This window comes from Stenotrophomonas sp. STEN031 (genome assembly GCF_056759975.1).
This window is the reverse complement of the sequence record NZ_JBRREA010000001.1, coordinates 112982-135598: the sequence shown is the minus strand read 5'-3', so window position 1 is coordinate 135598 and position 22617 is coordinate 112982. Positions and strand designations below refer to the sequence as shown.

The 22617-nt window shown below is 63.3% G+C and carries 12 protein-coding genes; 3 read left to right on the top strand and 9 right to left on the bottom strand.

Translation table 11 applies throughout. From position 1 onward, the window contains the following. Positions 1-73: 73 nt before the first annotated feature. Complete coding sequence (locus tag ACVOLQ_RS00605) at positions 74-811, bottom strand: pteridine reductase (RefSeq protein ID WP_481526707.1); 738 nt, start codon at positions 809-811, stop codon at positions 74-76. A gap of 54 nt (positions 812-865) precedes the next feature. Here ACVOLQ_RS00605 and ACVOLQ_RS00600 point away from each other — a divergent pair, with 54 nt between their 5' ends. After that, positions 866-2050, top strand: a complete 1185-nt coding sequence (locus ACVOLQ_RS00600) for a class I SAM-dependent methyltransferase (protein ID WP_481526706.1) — start codon at positions 866-868, stop codon at positions 2048-2050. Next, positions 2038-2433, top strand: coding sequence for a VanZ family protein (locus tag ACVOLQ_RS00595; protein WP_313173043.1), 396 nt, complete (start codon positions 2038-2040; stop codon positions 2431-2433). The genes ACVOLQ_RS00600 and ACVOLQ_RS00595 overlap by 13 nt, the downstream gene beginning before the upstream one ends. Positions 2434-2679: 246 nt before the next feature. On the opposite strand, the gene ACVOLQ_RS00590 is transcribed toward ACVOLQ_RS00595, so the two are convergent. The 8 genes from ACVOLQ_RS00590 to ACVOLQ_RS00555 all read right to left on the bottom strand — a co-directional run bounded on the left by ACVOLQ_RS00590 (position 2680) and on the right by ACVOLQ_RS00555 (position 20920). Continuing rightward, complete coding sequence (locus ACVOLQ_RS00590; protein ID WP_481526705.1) at positions 2680-5031, bottom strand: beta-N-acetylhexosaminidase; 2352 nt, start codon at positions 5029-5031, stop codon at positions 2680-2682. Positions 5032-5080: 49 nt separating this feature from the next. Next, positions 5081-6670: an outer membrane protein assembly factor BamB family protein gene (locus ACVOLQ_RS00585; protein ID WP_481526704.1), complete on the bottom strand. Its 1590-nt coding sequence runs from the start codon at positions 6668-6670 to the stop codon at positions 5081-5083. 84 nt (positions 6671-6754) lie between these two features. After that, a complete protein-coding gene (locus ACVOLQ_RS00580) occupies positions 6755-9442 on the bottom strand; it encodes a TonB-dependent receptor (protein WP_313494804.1) in 2688 nt (895 codons plus the stop codon). Between the two features lie 685 nt (positions 9443-10127). Next, entirely contained in the window at positions 10128-12968 is a 2841-nt protein-coding gene (locus ACVOLQ_RS00575; RefSeq protein ID WP_481526703.1) for a TonB-dependent receptor, read from the bottom strand. 14 nt (positions 12969-12982) lie between these two features. Continuing rightward, positions 12983-14104 (bottom strand): glucokinase, encoded by a 1122-nt coding sequence (locus ACVOLQ_RS00570; protein ID WP_481526702.1) that lies wholly within the window; start codon positions 14102-14104, stop codon positions 12983-12985. 493 nt (positions 14105-14597) lie between these two features. Beyond that, on the bottom strand, positions 14598-16907 hold the full coding sequence (locus tag ACVOLQ_RS00565; protein WP_481526701.1) for a beta-N-acetylhexosaminidase: 2310 nt from the start codon (positions 16905-16907) through the stop codon (positions 14598-14600). Between the two features lie 240 nt (positions 16908-17147). Further along, complete coding sequence (locus ACVOLQ_RS00560; protein ID WP_481526700.1) at positions 17148-19808, bottom strand: TonB-dependent receptor; 2661 nt, start codon at positions 19806-19808, stop codon at positions 17148-17150. Between the two features lie 92 nt (positions 19809-19900). Then, the gene (locus tag ACVOLQ_RS00555; RefSeq protein WP_481526699.1) at positions 19901-20920 is read right to left on the bottom strand and encodes a glucokinase family protein; all 1020 of its coding nucleotides are present in this window, start codon (positions 20918-20920) and stop codon (positions 19901-19903) included. 369 nt (positions 20921-21289) lie between these two features. On the opposite strand from ACVOLQ_RS00555, the gene ACVOLQ_RS00550 reads away from it, so the two are divergent. Further along, positions 21290-22582, top strand: a complete 1293-nt coding sequence (locus tag ACVOLQ_RS00550; RefSeq protein WP_313173052.1) for a sugar MFS transporter — start codon at positions 21290-21292, stop codon at positions 22580-22582. Positions 22583-22617: the final 35 nt, after the last annotated feature.

Below are 22617 nucleotides of genomic sequence, written 5' to 3'. Positions count from 1 at the left end.
GGTTGGGGTGAGGGCAGCCTTTCGCTGGTAAAGCCCCTTGCCGAGCATGGCTCGGCACTACAGGTGCGGGGCACTAGGTCAGCAGGCGGCCGCCGTCCAAGCGCAGGGTCTGGCCGGTGATGTAGCCGGCATCGTCCAGCAGCCAGCGTACCGCCGAGGCGATCTCGTGCGGGGTGCCGAGGCGGTCCAGGGGAGTGCGCTCCATCAGCTTCTGCTTGGCCGCCTCGCTCTTGCCCTGTTCGGGCCAGAGGATGGCGCCGGGGGCAATCGCGTTGACCCGTACATGTGGCGCCAGCTCCAGCGCCAGCGAGCGGGTCACCATCTCCAGCGCGGCCTTGGCCGAGCTGTAAGCCGGGTGCTCGCGCAGCGGCTGGGTGGCGTGCAGGTCGGTCAGGTTGACGATGGCGCCGCGCTGCTTGATCAGGTGCGGGGCGGCGGCCTGCGCCAGGAAGAACGGTGCGCGCGTATTCACCGCGAACAGTTCATCCCATTGCTCCGGCTGGACCTGCCCGAACGGGGTAGGGAAGAAGTTGGAGGCATTGTTGACCAGCGCATCCAGCCGGCCGAAGTGGCTGACCGCCTGTTCCACCAGGTCGGGCAGGGCGGCCACGTCGCGCAGGTCGGCCCCCAGCGCCAATACGCTGCCCGCGCGCTCGCTTTCCAGGTCGAAGGCCAGTGACTGCAGCTCCTCGCTGGATTGGTGCGCGTGCAGGGCGATGCGGTAGCCATGGGCATGCAGGTGACGGGCAATGCCGGCGCCGATGCGGCGCGCGCTGCCGGTGACCAGGGCCACCCGTTGGGATTCTGTCATCTGGGATTTCCTTACTCAGCTATCCTGTGCATTGTCCTCGCAAACCGCCGCATCATGCATTCCGACCTGCCAACCCCCGATTCAGACGCGCTTGCCCACAGCGAGCAGCTGGCCGCGCACCTGCGTGCGGACATTCTTGCCCAAGGCGGTGCGGTGCCGTTTTCACGCTTCATGGAGTTGGCACTGTATGCGCCGGGTTGGGGTTATTACAGCGCCGGTGCCAGCAAGTTTGGTGCCGCCGGTGACTTCGTCACCTCGCCGGAGATCGGCGCGCTGTTTGCCGCCACCACCGCCAACGCGGTGGCGCCGGTGCTGAAGCAGCTCGGCCCGCAGGCACGCATGCTGGAACTGGGCGGCGGCAGTGGCGCGTTTGCCGAAGTCATGCTCAAGCGCCTGCTGGAACTGGATGCGCTACCCGAGCGCTACGCCATCCTCGAACCCAGCGCCGACCTGCGCGAGCGCCAGCGCGAACGCCTTGAGCGCGCACTGATTCCGCCGGTGTTCGCACTGGTGGAGTGGGTGGACCGACCGTTCGACGACGATTGGGACGGCGTGCTGTTCGCCAACGAGGTGATCGATGCGTTGCCGACGCCGCGCTTCCTCGCTGACGAAGGCGAGATCTATGAAGAGACCGTGGAGCTCGACGGCGAAGGCCGCTTCGTGCGCGGTGCGCAGCCGGCGGACCCGCTGCTGCTGGGCGCAGTGCGGCACGTGGAACGCTATCTGGAGCGCCCGTTCGCGCACGGTTACCGCTCCGAGGTGCTGCCGCAGCTGCCGTACTGGATCCAGGCGGTGGCCGGCGGCATGCAGCGTGGTGCGATGCTGTTCGTCGATTACGGTTATTCGCGCAGCGAGTTCTACCAGCACGACCGCACGGACGGCACGATGCGCGCGTTCTACCGTCACCGCGTGCACAACGACGTGTTCCTGTGGCCGGGCCTGCAGGACATCACCGCCTCGGTGGACTTCACCGCACTGGCGGAAGCCGGTACCAACGCGGGTTTCGAACTGGCCGGATACAGCAACCAGGCCAACTTCCTGCTCGGCAATGGCATCACCGATCTGCTGCTGCAGGCTGAAGCGCGCACCGATGAAGTCGGTCAACTGCGCCTGCGCGATCAGCTCAAGCGGCTGACCTTGCCGACCGAGATGGGCGAGCGTTTCCAGGTGATGGGCTTCAGCCGTGACGTCGACATGTCGGCGGCCTTCCTGCTCGGTGACCTGACGTGGCGGCTGTAAGCACCACGCTGAAGCCACTGCGGCGGCAGGGGTTCTGGTTGGGCCTGTGGTGTGCGGCGGTACTGGCGGTGATCGTGGTGTGCCTGATCCCGCCGCCCGAACTGAACCTGCCGCAGAACAGCGACAAGGTCGAGCACCTGCTGGCCTACTTCATCCTGTCCGCCAGTGCGGTGCAGCTGTTCGGCAGCCGCCGCGCGCTGTGCTGGGTGGCCGCAGGATTGGTGGCGATGGGCGTTGGCATTGAGTGGGCGCAGGGCGCGCTGACCGCCACGCGCATGGCCGATCCGATGGATGCCCTAGCCAACACCAGTGGTGTACTGATCGGCATGCTGACTGTGCTGACGCCGCTGCGGGATTTACTGCTGCGGCTGCAGGGGCGTTGAGCCGATAGCGTCCCGCCTGCGCGGTGTCAGAACCGGGCCTGGTTGCGGCTGCAACTTAATTCTTTAGATAAATCAGCCATTTCCGCTGTCATGGCACTTACGCAGGCGGCCCTTGGGCTGCTACGTTGGCGCCATCACAGGCACCGCCATGGTGCCGGTGATTTTGCAAAGTCGGTGCGGTGCGGGACGTGGGTGGAGAGGACTCACGTACCGCACCGCGCCTTCCCGGCGATTTCTCCCCGGGCCTTACTTCTTCGGCTGCAGATGCACCTGGTCCAGCACCCACATCTGCGGACGGGTATCGCCGCTGAAGGTCATGCACAGGTCGGTGATCTGCCCGGCACCGGCTTGCAGCGGTGCTTCCAGTTCAATGAAGCCATCCTTGCCCGGCTGCTGCGGCAGCGGCACGGTCGCCAGCACGCGGCCCTCGCAGCCGGCACGCACTTCAAATTCGCCGTACTGGCTCACCGGCTTGCGGAAGCCGCGTTTGGCTTCCTCCGGACGCAGCAGGCCGAAGTTGTAGGGAATGCGGCCGGCGCGGACCTTGACCGAGGCGATGTCCTGCAACTGCGCGTCTTCCCACAGCCAGCACGGGTTGAAGATGGTGACGTCGAAGTTGTCGCGCTCACCGTGCAGCGGGTTGTCGTCGACCAGACGCAGCAGCAGACGGCCGCCCTGCGGGCATTGCGCCAGGGTCTTGTCGGTGCGGGTCAGCAGTGACTGCGCATCGAAGTTCCATTGGCTGGGCTTGTCGGCCACCGGCTTGCCGTTGAAGAAGGTCAACGCGGTCAGCACGGTCGGCACCGGCAAGGTCAGCGCGCCGGGATAGGCCGGTGATTGCGCGGTCGGCGTGCTGCCGTCGGTGGTGTAACGGATGTCGCGGTAGCTGAGCGGGTTGGAAAGCTCGACCGTCACCTTCTCAGCTGCACGATCATCCTGACGCTTCATCGCCACCGACAACGCGGTCTGGCCGTAATCAATGCCCAATCCCTTGTAGCGCTGCAGCTGCGCCGGCAGGCGTGCGAGGAAGTCGTCGTAGCTCTTGTTCTGCAGCGGCGTCCAGGCGATCTCGGACAGCGCCGCCAGGCGTGGGAACACGTTGTGCTTGAGGTCCTTGCCGTTGCGGGTGTGCTCGGTCCACATGTTGGCCTGCACACCGATCACGTGCTTGCGCTGCGCCGGGGTCAGCTCGGCCGGCACCGGGTCGAACGCATAGACGCGCTGCATCGAGGTGAACTTCGGACGGCCGGTGGGTTCTTCCGGCAGATTGGTCTGCAGGAAATCCAGGTACAAGGTGTTGCCCGGGGTCATCACCACGTCGTGGCCATGGGTGGCCGCTTCGATGCCGCCTTCGATGCCGCGCCAGGACATCACCGTGGCCTGCGGCGGCAGGCCGCCTTCGATGATCTCGTCCCAGCCGATCAGCTTGCGGTCGCGGTCTTCCAGGTACTTTTCCAGCCGCTTGAGCATATGCGACTGCAATGCTTCCTCGTCCTTCAGACCAAGCTCGCGGATATAGGCCTGCACCTGCGGCGAATCCTGCCACTGGTACTTCACCGCCTCGTCGCCGCCGATATGGATGTACTGGCCGGGGAACATCTCCAGCACTTCGGCCAGGATGTTCTCCAGGAACTGCAGCGTCTCCTCGCGCGGGTTGAACAGATAGGGGTTAACGCCCCAATTGGCGGATGGTTGGGTCGGGCCGTCGACCACGCCGTGCTCCGGATAGGCCGCCACGGCCGCCTGTGCATGGCCCGGCACGTCGATTTCGGGAACGACGGTGATATGACGTGCAGCGGCATAGGCGACCACATCACGGATCTGTTCCTGGGTGTAGTAACCGCAATACAGGTGCGGCTTGCCGTCAGGACCAACGCCCGCTTCCCCCGCGGCAGCACGGCAGCTGCCCACTTCGGTCAGCTTCGGGTAGCGCTTGATTTCCATCCGCCAGCCCTGGTCATCGGTCAGATGCCAGTGGAAGGTGTTGAGCTTGTGCGTGGCCATGGCATCAAGGATCAGCTTGATGTCGTCGATGCTCTGGAAGTGCCGCGCCGAGTCGAGCATGAAGCCGCGCCAGTTGAAACGCGGTGCATCCTCGACCTGCATCGCAGGCAGGGCGATGCTGGCCGAAGGCGCAGCTGCCAGCAGCTGCCACAACGACATCGCGCCATAGAACAGGCCGCGCGCGTCGCCGGCCTCGATCACCACACCGTCGCCATTGATGCTCAGTGCATAGGCCTCCGGCGAGGCCGCAGCCTTGTCCTTGCGGATGCGGAACTGGATGGCGCCCTTTGCCGGGCCACTGCTGTCCGCCTTGAGCTGCAACGGCGTGGTGCGTGCCAGCAGCTGGGTGAACTGGCTGGCGACCTCGCCTGCGCCTTCGGCAGCGATGACGCGGGTGGATGCATCGACGGAGAAGCGGCCGTTGCCCGGCAACACCGATACCGGGCGCGGGATGATGCTGGCGCCGGTCACTTCGGCCGGCAACAGTTGGACGCTTGCACTGTTGGCGGCAGCACCTGCATGGCCACTGGCAGCGCCCAAGGCGAGCAGCAGCGCAGCGTGCAGGGCATGGGTGGAAAGTCGGTGTCGGTGCATCATGGTTCCTCGTTGTTGACGGCTGGCGCGTTGACAGCCGCTGTTGCGTTTACAGTTGATGTTGCGGTTGCTGCGATCCGCTGGGGGAGGAAGGCAAGACGGGCGGCCCGACAGAGGCCTGGGCGGTGGTTGCGGTGCTCGACTGGATCATCGCATCAAGTGCAAAACCCATCAGCACGCCTTCGATATCGGCTGCAACAAGCACATTCGCATGATGGGCCAGGTTGCCGGCGATGCCCCACTGGAAGCCGCGCCCGGAGGGCAGTGCATGGGTGGCGAGCAGGCGTCCATCGCGTCGGTCGAGTACGCCTACGCCAGCGCCGTGCTCAAGGAAATAGGGATGGCCAGCGGCCATGCCGACCAGCAGATGATCGCCCAGCGCCAGTGGTGTGCCCCAGCTCCAGCCACCAACATCGGTGCGCCACAGCACACGCCCACTGACGATATCGATGGCACTCACCTTGCGCAGGTCCGAGGAGCCGATGTACAGCGTGTTGCCGTCGAAGGAAGGCTCGGATTCGATCCACGAGGTCCAGAACTGGGTCAGCCACAGCGGGTTGCCGGTGCTGGCATCGATTGCATGCAGCACGCCGCTGCGGTCGTTGCAGAACACACGGCCGCGATGCACCACCGGTGCTGCGCCCGGGCGTGCGGCCAGGCGGTACTGCCATAGCGGCGTGCCGGTACGTGCATTGAGGGCCTGCACCACGCCGGCCTCGGTGATTGCGAACAGCTGGGTGCCGTCGCTGGCCAGTCCATGCTGGATACGGCCAGCAAGCTGGCGCTTCCAACGGCTGGCGCCGGTGCGCATGTCCAGCGCCTGCACGCTGCCGTCGCTGCCGCCGATATAGATCTGGCCGTTGCCAAGCAGCGGGCGCGGGCCTTGCCATTCCCAGGACGCCGATTGCGGTTGTGGGGGCTCGCGGCTGCTACGCGCGTCCTGGATCGACGAGCGCCACTGCTCGCGGCCGGTCTTGCGGTCAAGCCGATGCAGGTAGCCACCATCGCTGCTGATGAAGACCGCATCGTCGGTGACCTGTGCGCTTGCATAGACCGGGTAGCCCAATGCGCTACCCCAGCGCAGGCTGCCATCGGCAAGGTCGACGGCAAACAGGGTGCCCGCGGTGGTGCCGATATAGGCAATGCCATCGGCGACAACCGGCGAGGCGAAAATCTGGCCACCAAGGTGGACCTTCCAGCGCGGGCCTGGCAGGGCCTGGGGCGCTGTGTTTGCTGTGGATTCGTTGGGAAGCGCGGCGGGCGTGCCACGGCGCAGGCGCAGGCGTTCGCCGCTGCCCAGCAAGGTGCCGGTCAATTCCTTGTCCTGCATCCGCAGCGCCATGTGCAGGGTGCGATGGACCAGGGTGTTGCTGTCGTCGAGATCGGCCTTGCCGTGCAGGGGCAGTGAGCGCAGGTGGGCGATGGGCAGATCAAGTTGCATGTCATAGCGGCCGTTGGCGTCGGCCTGCAGGTTGAGCCCGATGCTGACCTTCTCGCGTGGGCTGCCGATCTCGCCGAGCCAGTAGCCGGAGAGGTCGTCGGCAGCGCTTGCAGCGCGTGCCGGCAGCAACAGCAGGCAAGCCAGGACCGCCAGCAGCGGAAGGTGGCGGTGAAGGGTATTGGCTTTCGGCTGTTCCATGCAGTGATGCCCGGTGCGTGCTGGTTGGCTGGCAGGAACCTGGCGGGAGCACTCGGCTCCCGCCAGGCGGTGTTGCATTACGGCTTAGAAGGCGAAGCGCAGTGAGGCCGAGTAGCGGCGTCCACTGTTGTAGACACCGCGGGTGAGCTGCTTCACGCCGGAGTAGGTGTGGTACTGCTCGTCCAGCAGATTCATGCCCTCCAGGCTCAAGGTCAGGTGGTCATTGACCTTGTAGGCCACCGACGCATCCAGCGATGCGTAATCCATCGTCCACAGCTGGCGCCCACCGCTGACCTGGGTGAAATACTTGTCACGCCAGTTGTAGGTGATGCGGGCATTCCAGTTTTCGTTCTCGAAGAACGGGCTCAGATTGAACTGGCGTACGGAGTTGAACGGCAGCGGACGGCCATCGGTGGCTTCACCCTTGGAGTAGGTGGCGTTGGCGATCATGCCGAAGCCCCAGCCAAAGTTCTGCTGCCACGCCAGTGATGCGCCCTTGATCTTGGCGTCGCCGGCGTTCTGCGGACGGTCCACCAGGAACTGGTCATCGCGGTTCTGGTTCTGGTTGAAGTGGGTTTCCACGCGCGAGGCCATCAGGATGTAGTCGGCTACATCGCGATAGAAGATCGAGCCGGCCAGGATGGCATCCTTGGTGAAATACCACTCCGCCGAAAGGTCCAGATTGGTGGAGCGGTAGGGCTTTAGATCAGGATTGCCGCCACCCCCCTTGAGCGACTGGTCGGCCAGCCACAGGTAGCTGGAAACGTCGGCGTATCCGGGACGGGCCATGGTCTTGGCGATGGAGAAGCGCAGCACCACATCATCAGCGGCATCGTAGACAAGGTTGAGGTTGGGAAGCGTGTTGTTGTACTTGCTCTTCTTCACCCGCCACTCGTACTGCCCGGTCGGGCAGGAAGTGAGATTGACCCGGCAGTTCCAGGCACCGGATCCGACGTCGGTCTGTACGTAACGCACACCGACGTTGCCGCGCAGCCGGTCGAAGCTGAAATCGGCCTGCACGTAGGCGGCCTGGGTGTCTTCTTCAATCGTCCAGGTATTGCGGATGAACTCGGCGGCATTGAACGTGGCCAGCTGAGGCATGGGCGAGCCTGGTGGGAGCCACTCGCCGCCCAGGATGTAGTCCGACAGGGCCCAGCCATCAATGAAGAAACGGTTGCCCAGGTCGCCATAGCCGCTGAATCCGTCCAGATAGTTGCTTGGCATTTTCTGGGGAGAGAACTGGGAGGCGGACGGAGTCGCGCGGGTCAGGCTTACGCCCAGCTGTGTCTGGCCGGTTTCGTGCTGGCGTTGCTTGTAGCCGCCGCGGATCATGTAGACCGGCGAATCGAGCTTGATGCCGAAATCCACTTGGCCATAGGTTTCCTTGTCCAATGTCGGCTTTTCGACCAGGTTGCCGCCCCAGCCCGAATCCAGCTGAAACATGCTGGGGTCGGTGAACGGGTTGGGACCCTGGAAGGTCACGCTGCCCGGCTGGCTGGGGGCGTTCTCGATCGACCAGGTGTAGTCGGTGCGGGCCAGGAAGCTGCCAAAGACCTGCTTGGGGCCGGCCTCGGCCTTGGTGCTGCCGATATGGGTGGACGCGAACCAGCGCTCATCGTTCCAGTCGGCCTTGATGTCGTAGGTTTCCGATTCCACGGCGGCGCGTCGGCTCTGCAGGTCGAAGATGGCAAGGCCATTCTTGTGCGTGCCGCTGGTGATGATGCCGTCCTTGACGGTCAGATCGGTCAGGGTGAACAGGCTGTTGTAGGTGTTGCCTGGATTGACGAACATCGCCTGCACGGTGTGATCGAAATTGGCATCGATCTTCAGCGCGTTCAACTCAATGTTGAGCTGTTCCAGCGGCTTGAACTGCAGCGACGCGGAGAAGGTGTCGCGCTTGCGCTCCTGGTTGAAGAAGTGCGCGCTGATCGAGTTCGGGCCGACTGCATCCAAGTTGTTGCTCAGCGTCTGCTCGCAGCTACCGACGCAGCTCGGGTTGCCGCCCGGGGCGTTCACCACCGAGCCACCGCCACCCAGGCCGGAGTAGTAGTTCTGGCCGACCACGCTGCCGTAGGACTCGATGCCCTGACGGCGGATACTCTCGTTCGAGCGCTGTGCCGAGACGATGACGCCAAAGTTCTCGGACGCGTTCTTCCAGCCGAAAGCGGCTGATGCTTGCGGATCGGTGTTGCTCACCAGCTCATTGCGGGTATAGCTGACGCGACCAGTGAGGCTGAACTGCTCGGGCATGTCCAAAGGCCGGCGCGTGGAGATGTTCACCGTGCCGCCGATGGAGCCTTCTTCCAGGCGCGCTTCCGGCGACTTGAACACTTCCACCTTGCCGACCAGTTCCGGTGCCAGCAGCGAGTAGTTGAAGGTGCGGGTCGGGAAGTCGGACATGTTCCAGTCGCCCGAGGCGATGGACTGGCCGTTGAGCAGGGTGCGGTTCAAGGCCGGGTCAACGCCGAGGATGCTGACACGCTCGCCTTGGCCATAGGCGCGGTCGATGGTCACGCCGGGGATGATGGTCATCGCTTCGGCGACGTTGGTCGCGGGGAACTTGCCTACGTCTTCAGCGGTGATCACGTCGACGATGCTGTCGGCATTGCGCTTGGACTCAAGCGACTGCTGCAGGCTGGCGCGGATGCCGGTGACGACGACGCGGTCCAGTTCGGTTGCCGCCTCCGGCTGCGCTTCCTGTGCGCTGGCCGCAAAACTGATCGCCAGACAGCTGACGATGGCGGCGGTTAACGGTGACTTGCGGTGTTTCAAAGGTCTCTCTCCCTTTGCTGATGGATGGCCGGCAAGTGCTGCTGGCCAGTGATTCCCGCATCCCTTCGGGTGTGCGGAGAAACAGCGCGGCTGCCGTGATGGCCGGCCACGTCGAACGCGGTGTCAGTTCAGAAACAGGCCGGTTGCAGCAAACGTAGAGAGCGCTCGAAAACGCGCGCTGTTGGAAGTGGATCGGATGTACTGCCGGCCTTGCTTGTCCACGTCATACCTCGATGGGTGGGTGGGGCGGGTGACTACCGTCGTTCAGCTCGGGGTGGAGTTTGCGTGTATTTGTTTTCAATTTGCAAAAATAATTTTCACGAAAAACTGGTGCGTTGGAATCTCTATTTCATACTGTAGCTGCTGTTTTTTAAGGATAAATTGAATGAAAAGGAATATCCATTCATTCCTCCTGAAACTTATTGGAGTGAATTTAAGGCGTTTTTGAAAATTATGTTTATCTTCAATTCATTGATAATCCAGATTCCGCTTGCGGGCTTTTCGGGGCGTTGCGGCTGCGATTGCAGTTGCTCCAGTTGGTGCAGGCTGCGCGCGTTGCGCCGTCGCCCGCGGCGGGTAGTTGGAGGCGCGCCAACGACGCATCGCGGGTAAAAAAAAGCGGGCCTGGAAATCCCAAGCCCGCTGGAGAAAAGACAACAGAACCAGTGAAACGGGTAGCTACGCCTTAGAAGGCAAAGCGCAGCGTGGCCATGTAGCGGCGGCCGGTGCGGTACAGGCCGCGGATGACCTTCTCGGTGTTGGCGACGCCCGGAACCTCGGCGTAGGAGCGGTATTCGCTGTCGAGCAGGTTCATGCCATCCAGACCCAGGGTCAGGTTGTCGGTCAGCTTGACGTTGATGTTGGCATCCAGCGAGTCGTAGTCATCGGTGACCAGGAAGTTGCCGCGGTCAGCCTGCGTGTAGTACTTCGAACGCCACGAGTAGGTGACGCGCGCGCTCCAGCGCTCGCTCTCGTAGAACGGGCTGAAGTTGACCTGGTTCTTGGAGTTGAACGGCAGGCGGTTGCCGGCATCAGCCTTGGCGTCAGCGTAGGTGTAGTTGGCGAGCAGGCCCAGGCCGTTGTCCAGGCTGGTCTGGAACGCGGCCGAGAAGCCCTGGATCTTGGCGCCACCGGCGTTGTTCGGACGCGAGATGTCGTACTCGGTATCCGTCTGCTGCGACTGGTTGTAATGGGTTTCCTTCTGCGTGGTCACCAGGATGTAGTTGTCGACCTTCTTGTAGAAGGCGGTACCGGCCAGGATGGCGTTCTCGGCGAAGTACCACTCGGCCGACAGGTCGAGGTTGGTGGACTCGTACGGATCCAGGTTCGGGTTGCCACCGCCACCGGTCAGGGTCTGGTCGCCAATCCACAGGTAGCTGGACATGTCGCCGTAGTTCGGACGCGAGATCACCTTTGCCGCCGAGCCACGCAGGACCACGCTGTCATTCAGGTCGTAGGCGACGTTGAGGTTGGGCAGGACGTTGTTGTACTTCTTCTTGACCGTGCTCAACACATAACCGTCTGCCGGGCAGGGGCTCTTCAGCGAAGAGCAGGTGTAGCCGGTGCTTTCCGATTCGGTCTGCACCAGGCGCACGCCGAAGTTGCCGCGCAGGCGGTCATGGCTGAAATCAGCCTGGATGTAGGCGGCGTTGATGTCTTCCTTCACCGTCCAGGTGTTGGCGGCGTAGGACGGATCGCTGAAGGTGCTCGGCGTCGGCATGGTCTGCCACGGGGCCAGCCACTTGCCGCTGTTGATGTAGTCGGCCAGTGCCCAGCCGTCGATCATGAAGCGGTTGCTCAGGTCACCCACGTTGCCGAAGCCGCTGAGGTAGCTGTTCGGCACATCCTTGGGGCTGAACTGGTCGGCGGTCAGGTCGCCATAACCCTTGATCGATGCCAGCGATACACCCGCCATCGACTGCGAGGTCTCGTGCTCACGACGCTTCAGGCCGAAGCGGACCTGGTAGATCGGCGAGTCCAGGGTGACGCCGCCGTCGACCTGGAAGTAGCGCTCTTCGTCCTTGGTCGGCTTGGTCACGATGTTGCCGCCCCAGCCTGCGCCCCAGTTGGTGGCGCTGGGCGGATTGGTGTGCCAGCCACCGGCCGGGCCACCGCCGTCAAAACGGTAGGCGGACGGGTCGGTGAACGGGCTGCCGGCATGGCCGGGCTTCATGTGCGTGGTAACGTCGGTGACCGGGTCGGTCTGGTAGCCGTGGAAGTTCAGGCTCGGGGTCTTGCCGCTGATGTCGTAGCTGTAGTCGGCCTTGTTGAGGAACTCGCCGAACACCTGCTTGCCGGTGCCGCCGCTTGCCTCCGAAATGCCGGCGTGGGCCGAGGCGAACCAGCGCTCGTCCTTCCAGGTGAACTTCAGGTCGTAGGAATCGGTGTCCACCGTGGCCTGGCGGTTGAGCAGGTCATACACGGTCAAGGCGTTGCGGAACGAGGCCTTGGTCATCACGCCGCCATCGACGGTGACGTCGGTCAGGCCGCCCAGCGAGTTCCATGGATTGCCGTTGAAGGCAAACATGGAGTGGGTCATGTTGTCGTACTTGGCCTTGACGTTGAGTGCGTTGAACTCGATGTCCAGCTTTTCGGTCGGCTTGAACTGCAGGGCAACGGACAGGGTGTCGCGCTTGCGCTCCTGTTCGAAGTAGTGCGCGCTGATTGCGTTCGGCGCGACCGCATTCGGGTTGGCCAGCAGGGTGGTGGCGCAGGTGCCCACGCAGCTCGGCGGCATGGTGGTGGCCGGGTCGGTCGACCAGTCGGTGGTGGTGGTGGTGATCGAGTTCGGCGAGCCACCCTTGCCGTTGATGTAATCCTTGCCGCTGACCGTGCCGTAGGACTCGATGCCGTCACGACGGATGTTTTCGATCGAGCGCTGGGCGGACACGATCACGCCGAAATTGTCGGCGTCGTTCTTCCAGCCGAACATTGCCGACACCGACGGATCGCCGGCTTCGACGCGGTCGTTGTACAGGTAGCCGACGGCGCCGGAAATGGTGGTGCCGCCCAGGTCCAGCGGCTTGCGCGTGGAGACGTTGACGGTACCGCCAATGGAGCCTTCCTCAAGCCACGCTTCCGGTGACTTGTAGACTTCGACCTTGCTGACCAGCTGCGGCGCCAGCAACGAATAGTTGAAGGTGCGGCCCGGCTGGTCCGAGATGAACCAGTCGGCCGAGGCAATGGTCTGGCCATTGAGCAGGGTGCGGTTCAAGGCCGGGTCGGTGCCCAGGATCGAGACCTTTTCGCCCTGGCCGAAGGCCTTGTCGATGGTCACGCCGGGAATGATGGTGATGGCTTCGGCGACGTTGGTGGCCGGGAACTTGCCCACGTCTTCGGCGGTGACCACGTCGACGATGGCGTCGGAGTCACGCTTGGAGTCCAGCGCCTGCTTCAGGCTGGCGCGGATGCCGGTGACAACCACGGTATCCAGCTCGGTGGCCTGCTGGCCGGCGTCCTGCGCGTGCGCGGAAAAGCTCAGGCAGGTGACGATGGCGGCGGATAGTACGGACTTGCGGTACCTCATGATGTCTCTCCTCATCATTGATGGATGCCGGCGAACTGGCCGGAACTTGTGTCACGGGAAGCTGGGCATGAGCGGGTTGCTGCATGCGCCGGGTCTACTGCGGAGTGCGGTGCGCTGGGATCGATTTCCCTGCGTCCCAGATACCAACTGGCGGCGCCGATGACGCCCAGTTGCCCGTGCTCTACCAACTTCACGGGGATGCGTTGCAGCGCTTCGCGCATCGGTCCCTTGTTGAGGAAACGTTCGACGAAGCTGCTGTTCAAAAGGAACGGGCTGATCTTGGGCAGGATGCCGCCAGCCAGGTAGATGCCACCCTGTGCGCCATACAGCAGGGCCATGTCGCCGATGGTCGAACCGAGGACTGCGCAGAACAGCTGCAGTGCCTGCACGGCAAGCGGATCGCTGCCATCGCAGGCGGCGGCGCTGATGGCGTCGGGGCTGGTGTACGCCGGCGCGCTGTCGCGTACGGCGCACAGCGCGTTGTACAGATTGAGCAGGCCTGGGCCGGACAGCGCATGTTCGATGGCGACATGGCTGCGCCCGCGCAGCATGTGCTGCAGCACGGCGACTTCCAGCGGCGTGCTGGCACTCAAGGAGGCCTGCCCGGCTTCGGTGGCCAGTACCATCGAGCGGTTGCCATTGGGGATCCACAGGGCGGCGCCCAGGCCGGTGCCGGGGCCGACGATCAATACCGGGCCATCGCCGCTGGCCGGGCCGCTGAGCTGCAGCGCGTCGCCGTCCTTGATGTGGGCGGCAGCATGGGCAACGGCTTCGAAATCATTGACCAGGTGCACGGCGGCGAAACCAAGATCATCGCGGATGCGATTGCACGACAGTGGCCAGGGCAGGTTGGCGGAAATCACGGTGCCATCGGGCAGGGCATAGCCGGCGCTGGCGATGGCGCACTCGCGCACCGTGGCGCGGTCCACCGGGAACTGGGCAAGGATGCTGCTCAGGTCCGGGTAGTCGGCGCAGCGGTACTGGCGATAGCCGAGGAGCTGCATGGGCGCGCTGGCGCTGCTGCCCGGCTGCACCAGGCCGACGCGGACATGGGTGCCGCCCACATCGGCGGCCAGCAGCGGCGCGGCAGATGCAGGAGTGGTCAGCTTGGCTGTTGGATTCAGGCTGGCTACCACGCACGTCCCCTGGAAGTTGGCGCGACACCTGTGATGGCGTTGCGGCATGCGGAGTGTCGTGGCTTCGTGACAACGATGTCAAGGCGCACTGCAAAAAATTTTCATCCTCATGGGGATGCAGATGCTGCCTATATATCAATGATTTCAGTGATTATTTTTGTTTCATTTGAAATCCAGGGGCGCTTTTGCATTGAATCTGGCGGGGTTGCTGGAGTCGCGTGAAATTTTTTGGCACGCCAAGGGCGCCTGCAGGAGCGACGTAAGCCGCGAAGCCGGGGGCAATGAAATGGAGGGCTTTCCTGTATCGCTGATCGGCAACGGGCATCGGTGGGTCGATGTACAGGGCAACTGTTGGCTGTTGGATCAGCTGCTTCGCGGCTTACGCCGCTCCCACACCGTCCCACACATCCGGAACTTCCAATGGCCTGGAGGCAGACAGCAGAAGGCCACCGCATGTGGTGGCCTTCCGGGTTACATCACACCGCCGTGCGGATTATTTGGCGGGTTCAAGCTTGATCCAGTCCAGCGTCCACATGTTGGGACGGGTGTCGCCGGTGAAGCGCACGCACAGGTCGCCACGGTTGGCCGGGGCGCTGATCGGGGCATCCAGTTCCAGGAAGCCGTCGGCGCCCGGTTCGGCCGGCAACGGGATCGAGGCCAGCGGCTTGCCTTCGCAGTTGGCCAGGATCTCCATTTCGCCGTGGGCGGTACGCGCCGGTGCGAACTTGCGCGACGGTTCGTCGTGGGCCAGCTGGAAGTTGTACGGGATGCGACCGGCACGCACCTTGACGCTGGTGATGCCGGACAGGTCGACGTCACTCCACAACCAGCAGGGGTTGAAGATGTTGACGTTGAAGATTTCGCGCTCGCCTTCGGCCGGGCCGTCATCTTCCAGGCGTAGCAGCAGCTTGCCACCGTTCGGGCACAGGCCGAGCTGGGTGTCCTCACGGACCAGTAGCGAGGCCGCATCCAGCTGGAAGCGGCTGGCCGCTGCCAACGGCTTGCCATCAAAGAAGGCCGCGGCCTGTACCTGCACCGGCACCTTCAGCTGCAGCGGCTGTGCGTACAGCGGCGAGCTGGCAGTAACGGCACTGCCGTCAACGGTGTAGTGCACCGGGTAGCCCAGCGGATTGTTGAGGCTCACCTGCACCGCACCGGTGCGGTGCTCGCCCTTGTCCTGCATGTCCACCTGGAACGGCGTCTTTGCATAGGCGATGTTCATTGCCTGGTAGCGCTGCAGCTGGCGCGGCAGGCGCTGCAGGAAGTTGCTGAAGCTGCGCTTGTCCTGCGGGGTCCAGCCGGTCTCGGCGACCGCAGCCAGGCGCGGGAACAGGTTGTGCTCCAGGTTCTGGTTGTTGCGGGTGTGCTCGTTGAACATGTTGGCCTGCAGGCCCAGGATGTGCGAACGCTTGTCGGCGGCGAGGTCGGCCGGTACCGGCTCGAACTCATAGGCCTTCTGCAGGGTGATCGTGGTCGGCCGGCCCGGCGGCTCGTTCGGCGACTCGGTCTGCAGGTAGTCCATATACATGTGGGTGACCGGTGACATGATCACGTCATGACCTTCGCTGGCGGCCTTGAGCCCGCCCTCGGTGCCACGCCAGGACATCACCGTCGCTTCCGGCGGCAGGCCGCCTTCGAGGATCTCGTCCCAACCGATCAGGCGGCGATCGTGCTGCTCCAGGAACTTCTCCAGGCGCTTGATGATATGGCTCTGCATTTCCATTTCATCTTTCGCGCCGAGTTCGCGCATGCGCTCCTGCACGCGCTTGGAGGCGATCCACTGGTCCTTGACCGCTTCGTCGCCACCGACGTGCACGTATTTGGAGGGGAACATCTCAATCACTTCTTCCAGCACGTTCTCCAGGAACTGGAAGGTGGCTTCCTCGGTGTTGAACAGGTTGGGGAACACGCCCCACTGGTTGTCGATGACCAGCTTCTGGTCAGTGGTGCCCAGCTCAGGGTAGGCGACGATGGCGGCGGTGGCGTGGCCGGGCACGTCGATTTCCGGGATCACCTGGATATGGCGTTCGGCCGCATAGGCGATGATTTCGCGGATCTGCTCCTGGGTGTAGTAACCGCAGTACTGGCGGGCTTCGCCGGTGGCGGCATTGCGGCCGGCATCACCCAGCGGCACGCGACAGCTGCCGACTTCGGTCAGCTTCGGGTAGCGCTTGATCTCCATGCGCCAGCCCTGGTCGTCGGTCAGATGCCAGTGGAAGGTGTTGAGCTTGTGCTGCGCCATCGCATCCAGCAGCTTCTTGATCTCGTCCATGCTCTGGAAGTGACGCGCGGAATCAAGCATGAAGCCACGCCACGGGAAGCGTGGGGTGTCGTTGATGGTGGCGGCGGCGACGTGGCCGGGCGTATTGCCGGTCAGCAGCTGGGCGGCGGTGACTGCACCATAGAACAGGCCAACGTCATCGCCGGCGCTGATGTCGATGCCGGTGTTGGACACCTTCAGCGCGTAGCCTTCGGCGGTGTTGGTGGCCGATGGGTCCAGACGGAAGCGGATCTGCGCCTTGCCGGCGTTGTCGGTCACGGCCAGGGTCGGGCCGCCGTTCTGCTTGAGCAGGGTCACGAACTGCGCGGCGGCGCGGCGTGCGGCCTCGTCATTGCCACCGACGCGTGCGGAGTGCTTGAGCACGAAGTCCTTGCCACCATCGGCCTGGTAGTTGGCCGGCAGCGGAATGAGCGTAGGGGCGGAGGTGGTGTCGGCGGCCTGCACCTGCAGGGCGGACATGCCCAGCAATACGCAACTGCTGAGCCACGGTGCGCGGCTGCGCTTGTGGAAGGACTTCGTCATGGGCGGAGCTCCTGTCTGTTTTTGCATGGGCGGCAGTGTGTCCTGCCGCATGGATCTTGTGTAGTGCCGAGCCATGCCCGGCAACGCAGTTACATGTAATGCCGAGCCATGCTCGGCAACCCGGCGCTGCCGAATGAAACCCATGCCGAGCATGGCTCGGCACTACATAAAAAAGCCGGGCCCGGAATGATCCAGGCCCGGCGGGTCACGCTAACCGGCAATGTTGCCTGCCGGCATGAATCAGAACTTGAAGCGCAGGTTGGCCATGTAGCGGCGGCCGGTGTAGTACTCCGCAGCCAGTGCCTCTTCCTGGGCAACGTACTGGCGGTACTTTTCGTTGAGCAGGTTCATCGCATCCAGCGACAGGCTCAGGTTGTCGGTGAAGTTCCAGCCCAGGCTTGCGCTCAGGTCGGCATACGCGGCGGTGGTGGCAGCCGGTGCACCGGCAACATAGCCAACGCCTTCGTACTTGCTGCGCCAGTTGTAGTTGACACGAGCGCTGAACTGCTCATTTTCAAAGTACGGGCTGACGCTGACGGTGCTGCGCGACAGGTAGGGCATGTTGTTGCCAGCATCGGTATCGCCGGTTGCGTAGGTGTAGTTCGCGATCAGACCCAGGCCGGTGTCGCCGAAGGCCTGCTGGTAGTTGATGTTGAAGCCACGGACGCTGGCACCACCGGCATTACGCGGACGGGTGACGCTGTAGTCGCAGAAGCCGTCGGCGGCGCAGCCATGCGAGCCGATCATGGTCAGCCAGGTAGCTACGTTGCTGTCACGCATCGAATTGTAGCGACGCTCCATGCCCGGGGTCTGCAGCACGTAGTTCTGGGTCTGCTTCAGGAACACCGAGCCGGCCAGCACCGACTGCGGAGCGAAGTACCACTCGGCGGACAGGTTGAAGTTGTAGGCCTTGTACGGGTCCAAATCCGGGTTGCCGCCCGAGCCGGTCATCTGGTTGTCGTTCAAGAACAGGTTGTTCGACATCAGGTTATACGGCGCCCACGCAATGACCTTGGCTGCCGAGGCGCGCAGCACCACGTCACCACCATTGTCGTAAACGAGGTTGACGGACGGAAGCATGTTGCTCTTCTTGCTCTTGCTCGTCTGCCACCAGTCAGCCGGGGCCGGCAGCACTGGCTGGTTGTCGCCGAACACGTAGGCGCTGCTGTCGGTCTTGGTCTGCACATAGCGCAGGCCCACGTTGCCGCGCAGGTTGCCGGTGGAGAAGTTCAGCTGCGTATAGGCGGCCGTGGTTTTCTGTTCCAGCTCCCAGGTGTTGTTCAACAAGCTGCTTGCATCGGATCGCGTGTAGTCCACCGGGCTGCCATTGATCCAGGCAATCACATTGCCCTTGCCGATCTGCGGGTGACCACTGGTGTTGCCATACACGTTGCCCAGACTGCCCAGGCTGGTGTTGCCGATGGTGCCAAGGTCAGCCAACGTTCCGGTGCGCACACCGCCGTAAACGGCAAGGCCATAATTCTCGGTGTGCTCGTTGTGACGCACGCCGACCAGCAGCTGGTTGAAGATGCTGTCGAAGTTCTTGCTGAAATCCAGCTGTGCGTACTTGTCCTTGGCAGCGGAGCTGAATACGCCATTGTTGCCAAAGATGTTGCCCCAGTTTGCCGGGTCGTAGTAATGCGCCTGGTCATCAGCCTGGAAACCCTTGCGGTAATCCCAGCTGTAGGCGCCACTGTAGACCGGCTCGATCAGGTACTGGCCGATGTTCGGATTGTCGGACTTGCTGGTACCGATCTTGCCGCCCAGCTTCCAGCCGTCACCGCGGTACTGCAGGTCCAGGTCCACGCCCTTGGTGGTCACTTCCGAGAAGCGCACCTGGTTGTCGTAGATGATGCCGGTGCCGCTGCCGGGGTTGGCATTGGTGTGGCCGCCGGTGACGAAGCCGCCCGGGCCGGTCGGGTTGAAGTAGTCGACGGCCTGCATGGACGAGGTGTTCTGCGTCATGAAGTTGTACATCGACTGGTTGTAGCTGTCGAAGTTCTCCTTGATGTACAGGCCGCTCAAGGTGCCCTCGAACTGGTCGTTGGGCTTGAATTGCAGGTTCACCAGGGCGCTGTCACGCTTGCGCTCCTGCTGGAAGTAGGCAACGTTGATTTCCTGCGCGACCTTGTCGGTCGGGCGCAGTTCGCCCTTGCCGACCTGGGCGGCGATGTTCGGGTTGACCTTGGCAAAGTCGGCAACAGTGCTGTAGCCGAAGATTTCGATACCCTGGCGATCGACCCGCTCTTCATGGCGTTGGGCGGCGACGTTGACGCCCCAGGTGGAATCGTTGTTCTTCCAGCTGTAGAGCACCGAGATGTTCGGGCTGCCCTTTTCGGCCTGGTCGTTGTAGCTGTAGCCGACCGAGCCGCTGACCGAATTGGCGTCCATGTCCAGCGGCTTGCGCGAATGCATCATCACGGTGCCGCCGAGGCTGCCTTCCGGCAGACGGGCTTCGGAGGACTTGATGATTTCCAGGCGACCCAGTACTTCCGGGGCCAGCATGGTGTAGTCGAAGCCGCGGTTCGGCGACTCACCATACAGCCAGATGGCCTGGGCAACCGAGTGGCCGTCGATGAAGCTCAGGTTGAGGCTCGGGTCGGTGCCGTCGATGCTGACGCGCTCGCCCTGGCCGAAACGGCGGTCGATGGTGACACCTGGCATCAGTGCCATGGCTTCGGCGGCGTTGGTGTTAGGGAACTTGCCGATGTCTTCAGCGGTGATCGACTCGGATACCGTGTCGTTGTTGCGCTTGGTATCCAGCGACTTTTCCAGGCTGGCGCGGATGCCGGTGACCGTCACGGTGTCCAGGTCGGTGGCGTTCTGCTGGGCTTCCTGCGCGTGTGCGCTGAAGGCGAGGCAGCTGACGATGGCTGCCGAAAGAAGGGTCTTGCGATGCATGTTGTCTCTCCTCAACATCAAGATTGATTGGCACTGCGTGCCGCGTTACTACGGGTCCTGCTGGTGGATCTGTTGCTTATGCTGCTGAAGGCTTACTTGGCCGACTTTTCCAGATACCAACTGGCGGCGCCGATGACGCCCAGTTGCCCGTGCTCTACCAGCTTCACGGGAATGCTTTGCAACGCCTTGCGCATCGGCCCCTTGTTGAGGAAGCGTTCGACGAAGGTGCTGTTCAAAAGAAATTGGCTGATCTTCGGCAGGATGCCGCCAGCCAGATAGATGCCGCCCTGCACGCCGTACAGCAGGGCCATGTCACCGATGGTCGAGCCGAGGATGCCGCAGAACAGCTGGAGGGTTTCCACGGCCAGCGGGTCGCTGCCATCGCAGGCGGCGGCGCTGACGGCGTCCGGCGTGGTGTGCACCGGCGTGGTGCCACGCACCGCGCACAGTGCGTTGTACAGGTTGAGCAGGCCGGGACCGGAGAGTGCCTGTTCGATCGACACATGCGGACGGTCCTGCAGCATCTGCTGCAGCACGGCGATTTCCAGTTCGGTGGTGGCTGCCAGCGAGGCCTGGCCGGCTTCGGTGGCCAGGACCACCGAGCGGTTGCCGACTGGAATCCACACCGCGGCACCCAGGCCGGTGCCGGGGCCGATCACCAGCGTCGGGCCGCGTTCCACGTCGGTCGGGCCGGTGAGCTGCAGCACCTGGCTGGCGTTGATGTGGCCGGCCGCGTGCGCGACGGCTTCGAAATCGTTGACCAGGTGCACGCCGGCAAAGCCGAGATCATCACGGATGCGGCTGGACGACAGCGGCCACGGCAGGTTGGCCGAAATCACCGTGCCATCCGGCAGCGCGTAGCCGGCGGTGGCGATCACGCAGTGCTCGACCGGCGGGTTGTGGCTGGCGAAGTCGGACAGGATCGCGCTGAGGCTGGGGTAGTCCGCACAGCGATACTTGCGGTAGGACAGGACATCGATGGCCGGATCGTTTGCCGCTGCTGCCTGGATCAGACCGACGCGGACGTGCGTACCGCCCACGTCGGCGGCGAAGAAGGGCCGGCTGGCGGGGTCAAGGCGGGTGGTCTGTAGTGGGGGGACGACAGCAGTCACTCGGGTTCCCTATGGCGAGGCGGAGCGCCCGGAGAGGGCACCAATCGGGGGCGAGTCTGTAATCGTTCTGACAACGATGTCAACGAATAATTGAAACTTTCGATGTTGCGCCGCAGCGCATCTGCGCAAACCTTGGGGCGCCTGCATTTGTTGCATCCGATAACGTGTAGTGGCTTACGTTATGGGGTTTTTCGCAGAAAGCCTGATTCTTCCGGGCTTGTAGGGCATTCCTGATGATCTATCGGAATAGGCCGCCGAGGTGACGTTGTTGACAAACTTGTCCGCAGCAAACAATAAATGTGACAACGTTGTTCCCACGTAATCGCCTGACGGCTCGATCCGTCTCCCGCATCCGCAGGAGCTTTGCCCATGTCTGCTGTTCCCGACTCGACGCCGCGTACCAGCACGGCATCTTCCATCGCCGTGGTCGGCGTGCTGTTTTTCATTCTTGGCTTTTTCACCTGGCTCAACGGGCCGCTCATCACCTTCGTGCAGCTGGCCTTCCAGGTCAGCGAGATATCCGCGTTCCTGGTGTTGATGGTGTTCTACCTTTCGTATTTCTTCCTCGCCATTCCCGCGTCGTGGATCCTGCGCCGCACCGGCATGAAGAAGGGGTTGGCCTTGAGCCTGGTGGTGATGGCGGCGGGCGCGGCGGCATTTGGCCAGTTTGCTACCTGGCGGGTTTTCCCGGGTGCATTGGCCAGCCTGTTCGTTCTTGGCGGAGGTTTGGCGCTGCTGCAGACGTCGGTCAACCCCTATATCTCCATCCTCGGCCCGATCGAAACGGCCGCACGTCGCATCGCTTTGATGGGCATCTGCAACAAGATCGCCGGCATCCTGGCGCCTCTGTTGCTGGGCTCGCTGGTGCTGCACGGCGTGGGGGATCTTGCCGCCGAAGTCGCCAAGGCCGATCCGGCCACGCGCGAAGCATTGCTGGATGGGTTTGCCGGCGGCATCCACACGTTCTACATGGTGATGTTCGCCATCCTGCTGGTGGCATCGGTCGCGGTGCTGCTGTCGCCGCTGCCGGAAGTCAGCGCCGAAGAATCCAACGCCGCGCCGGAACAAAGCGGTACCGCTGCCAAGCGCAGCATCTTCCAGTTCCCGCACCTGTGGCTGGGCGTGGTCTGCCTGTTCCTGTATGTCGGTGTGGAGGTGATGGCCGGTGATGCCATTGGTACCTACGGGCACGCCTTCGGCTTGCCGCTGGACCAGACCAAGTTCTTCACCTCATTCACCTTGTTCGCGATGCTGCTCGGCTATCTGGCCGGCCTGGCGCTGATCCCGCGCTATATCTCGCAGGAGAAGTACCTGGCCGTGTCGGCGGTGCTGGGCGTGCTGTTCACCCTCGGCGCGTTCTTCACCCACGGCTATGTGTCGGTGGGCTTCGTGGCTGCCCTCGGCTTTGCCAATGCGATGATGTGGCCGGCGATTTTCCCGCTGGCGATCCGCGGCCTGGGTCGCTTCACCCAGACCGGTTCAGCGCTGCTGGTGATGGGTATCGCCGGCGGCGCGATCATCCCGCAGGCCTTCGCCCTGCTCAAGCACGCCTACCCGGAGCACTTCCAGCTGGTGTTCGCGGCGCTGATGATCCCCTGCTACCTGTACATCCTGTACTTCGGCACCGTTGGCCATAACGCGGGCAAGGCACGTGGCGCCTGAATCAAGCATCATGGCGGCAATCGAGCCAACGCGGG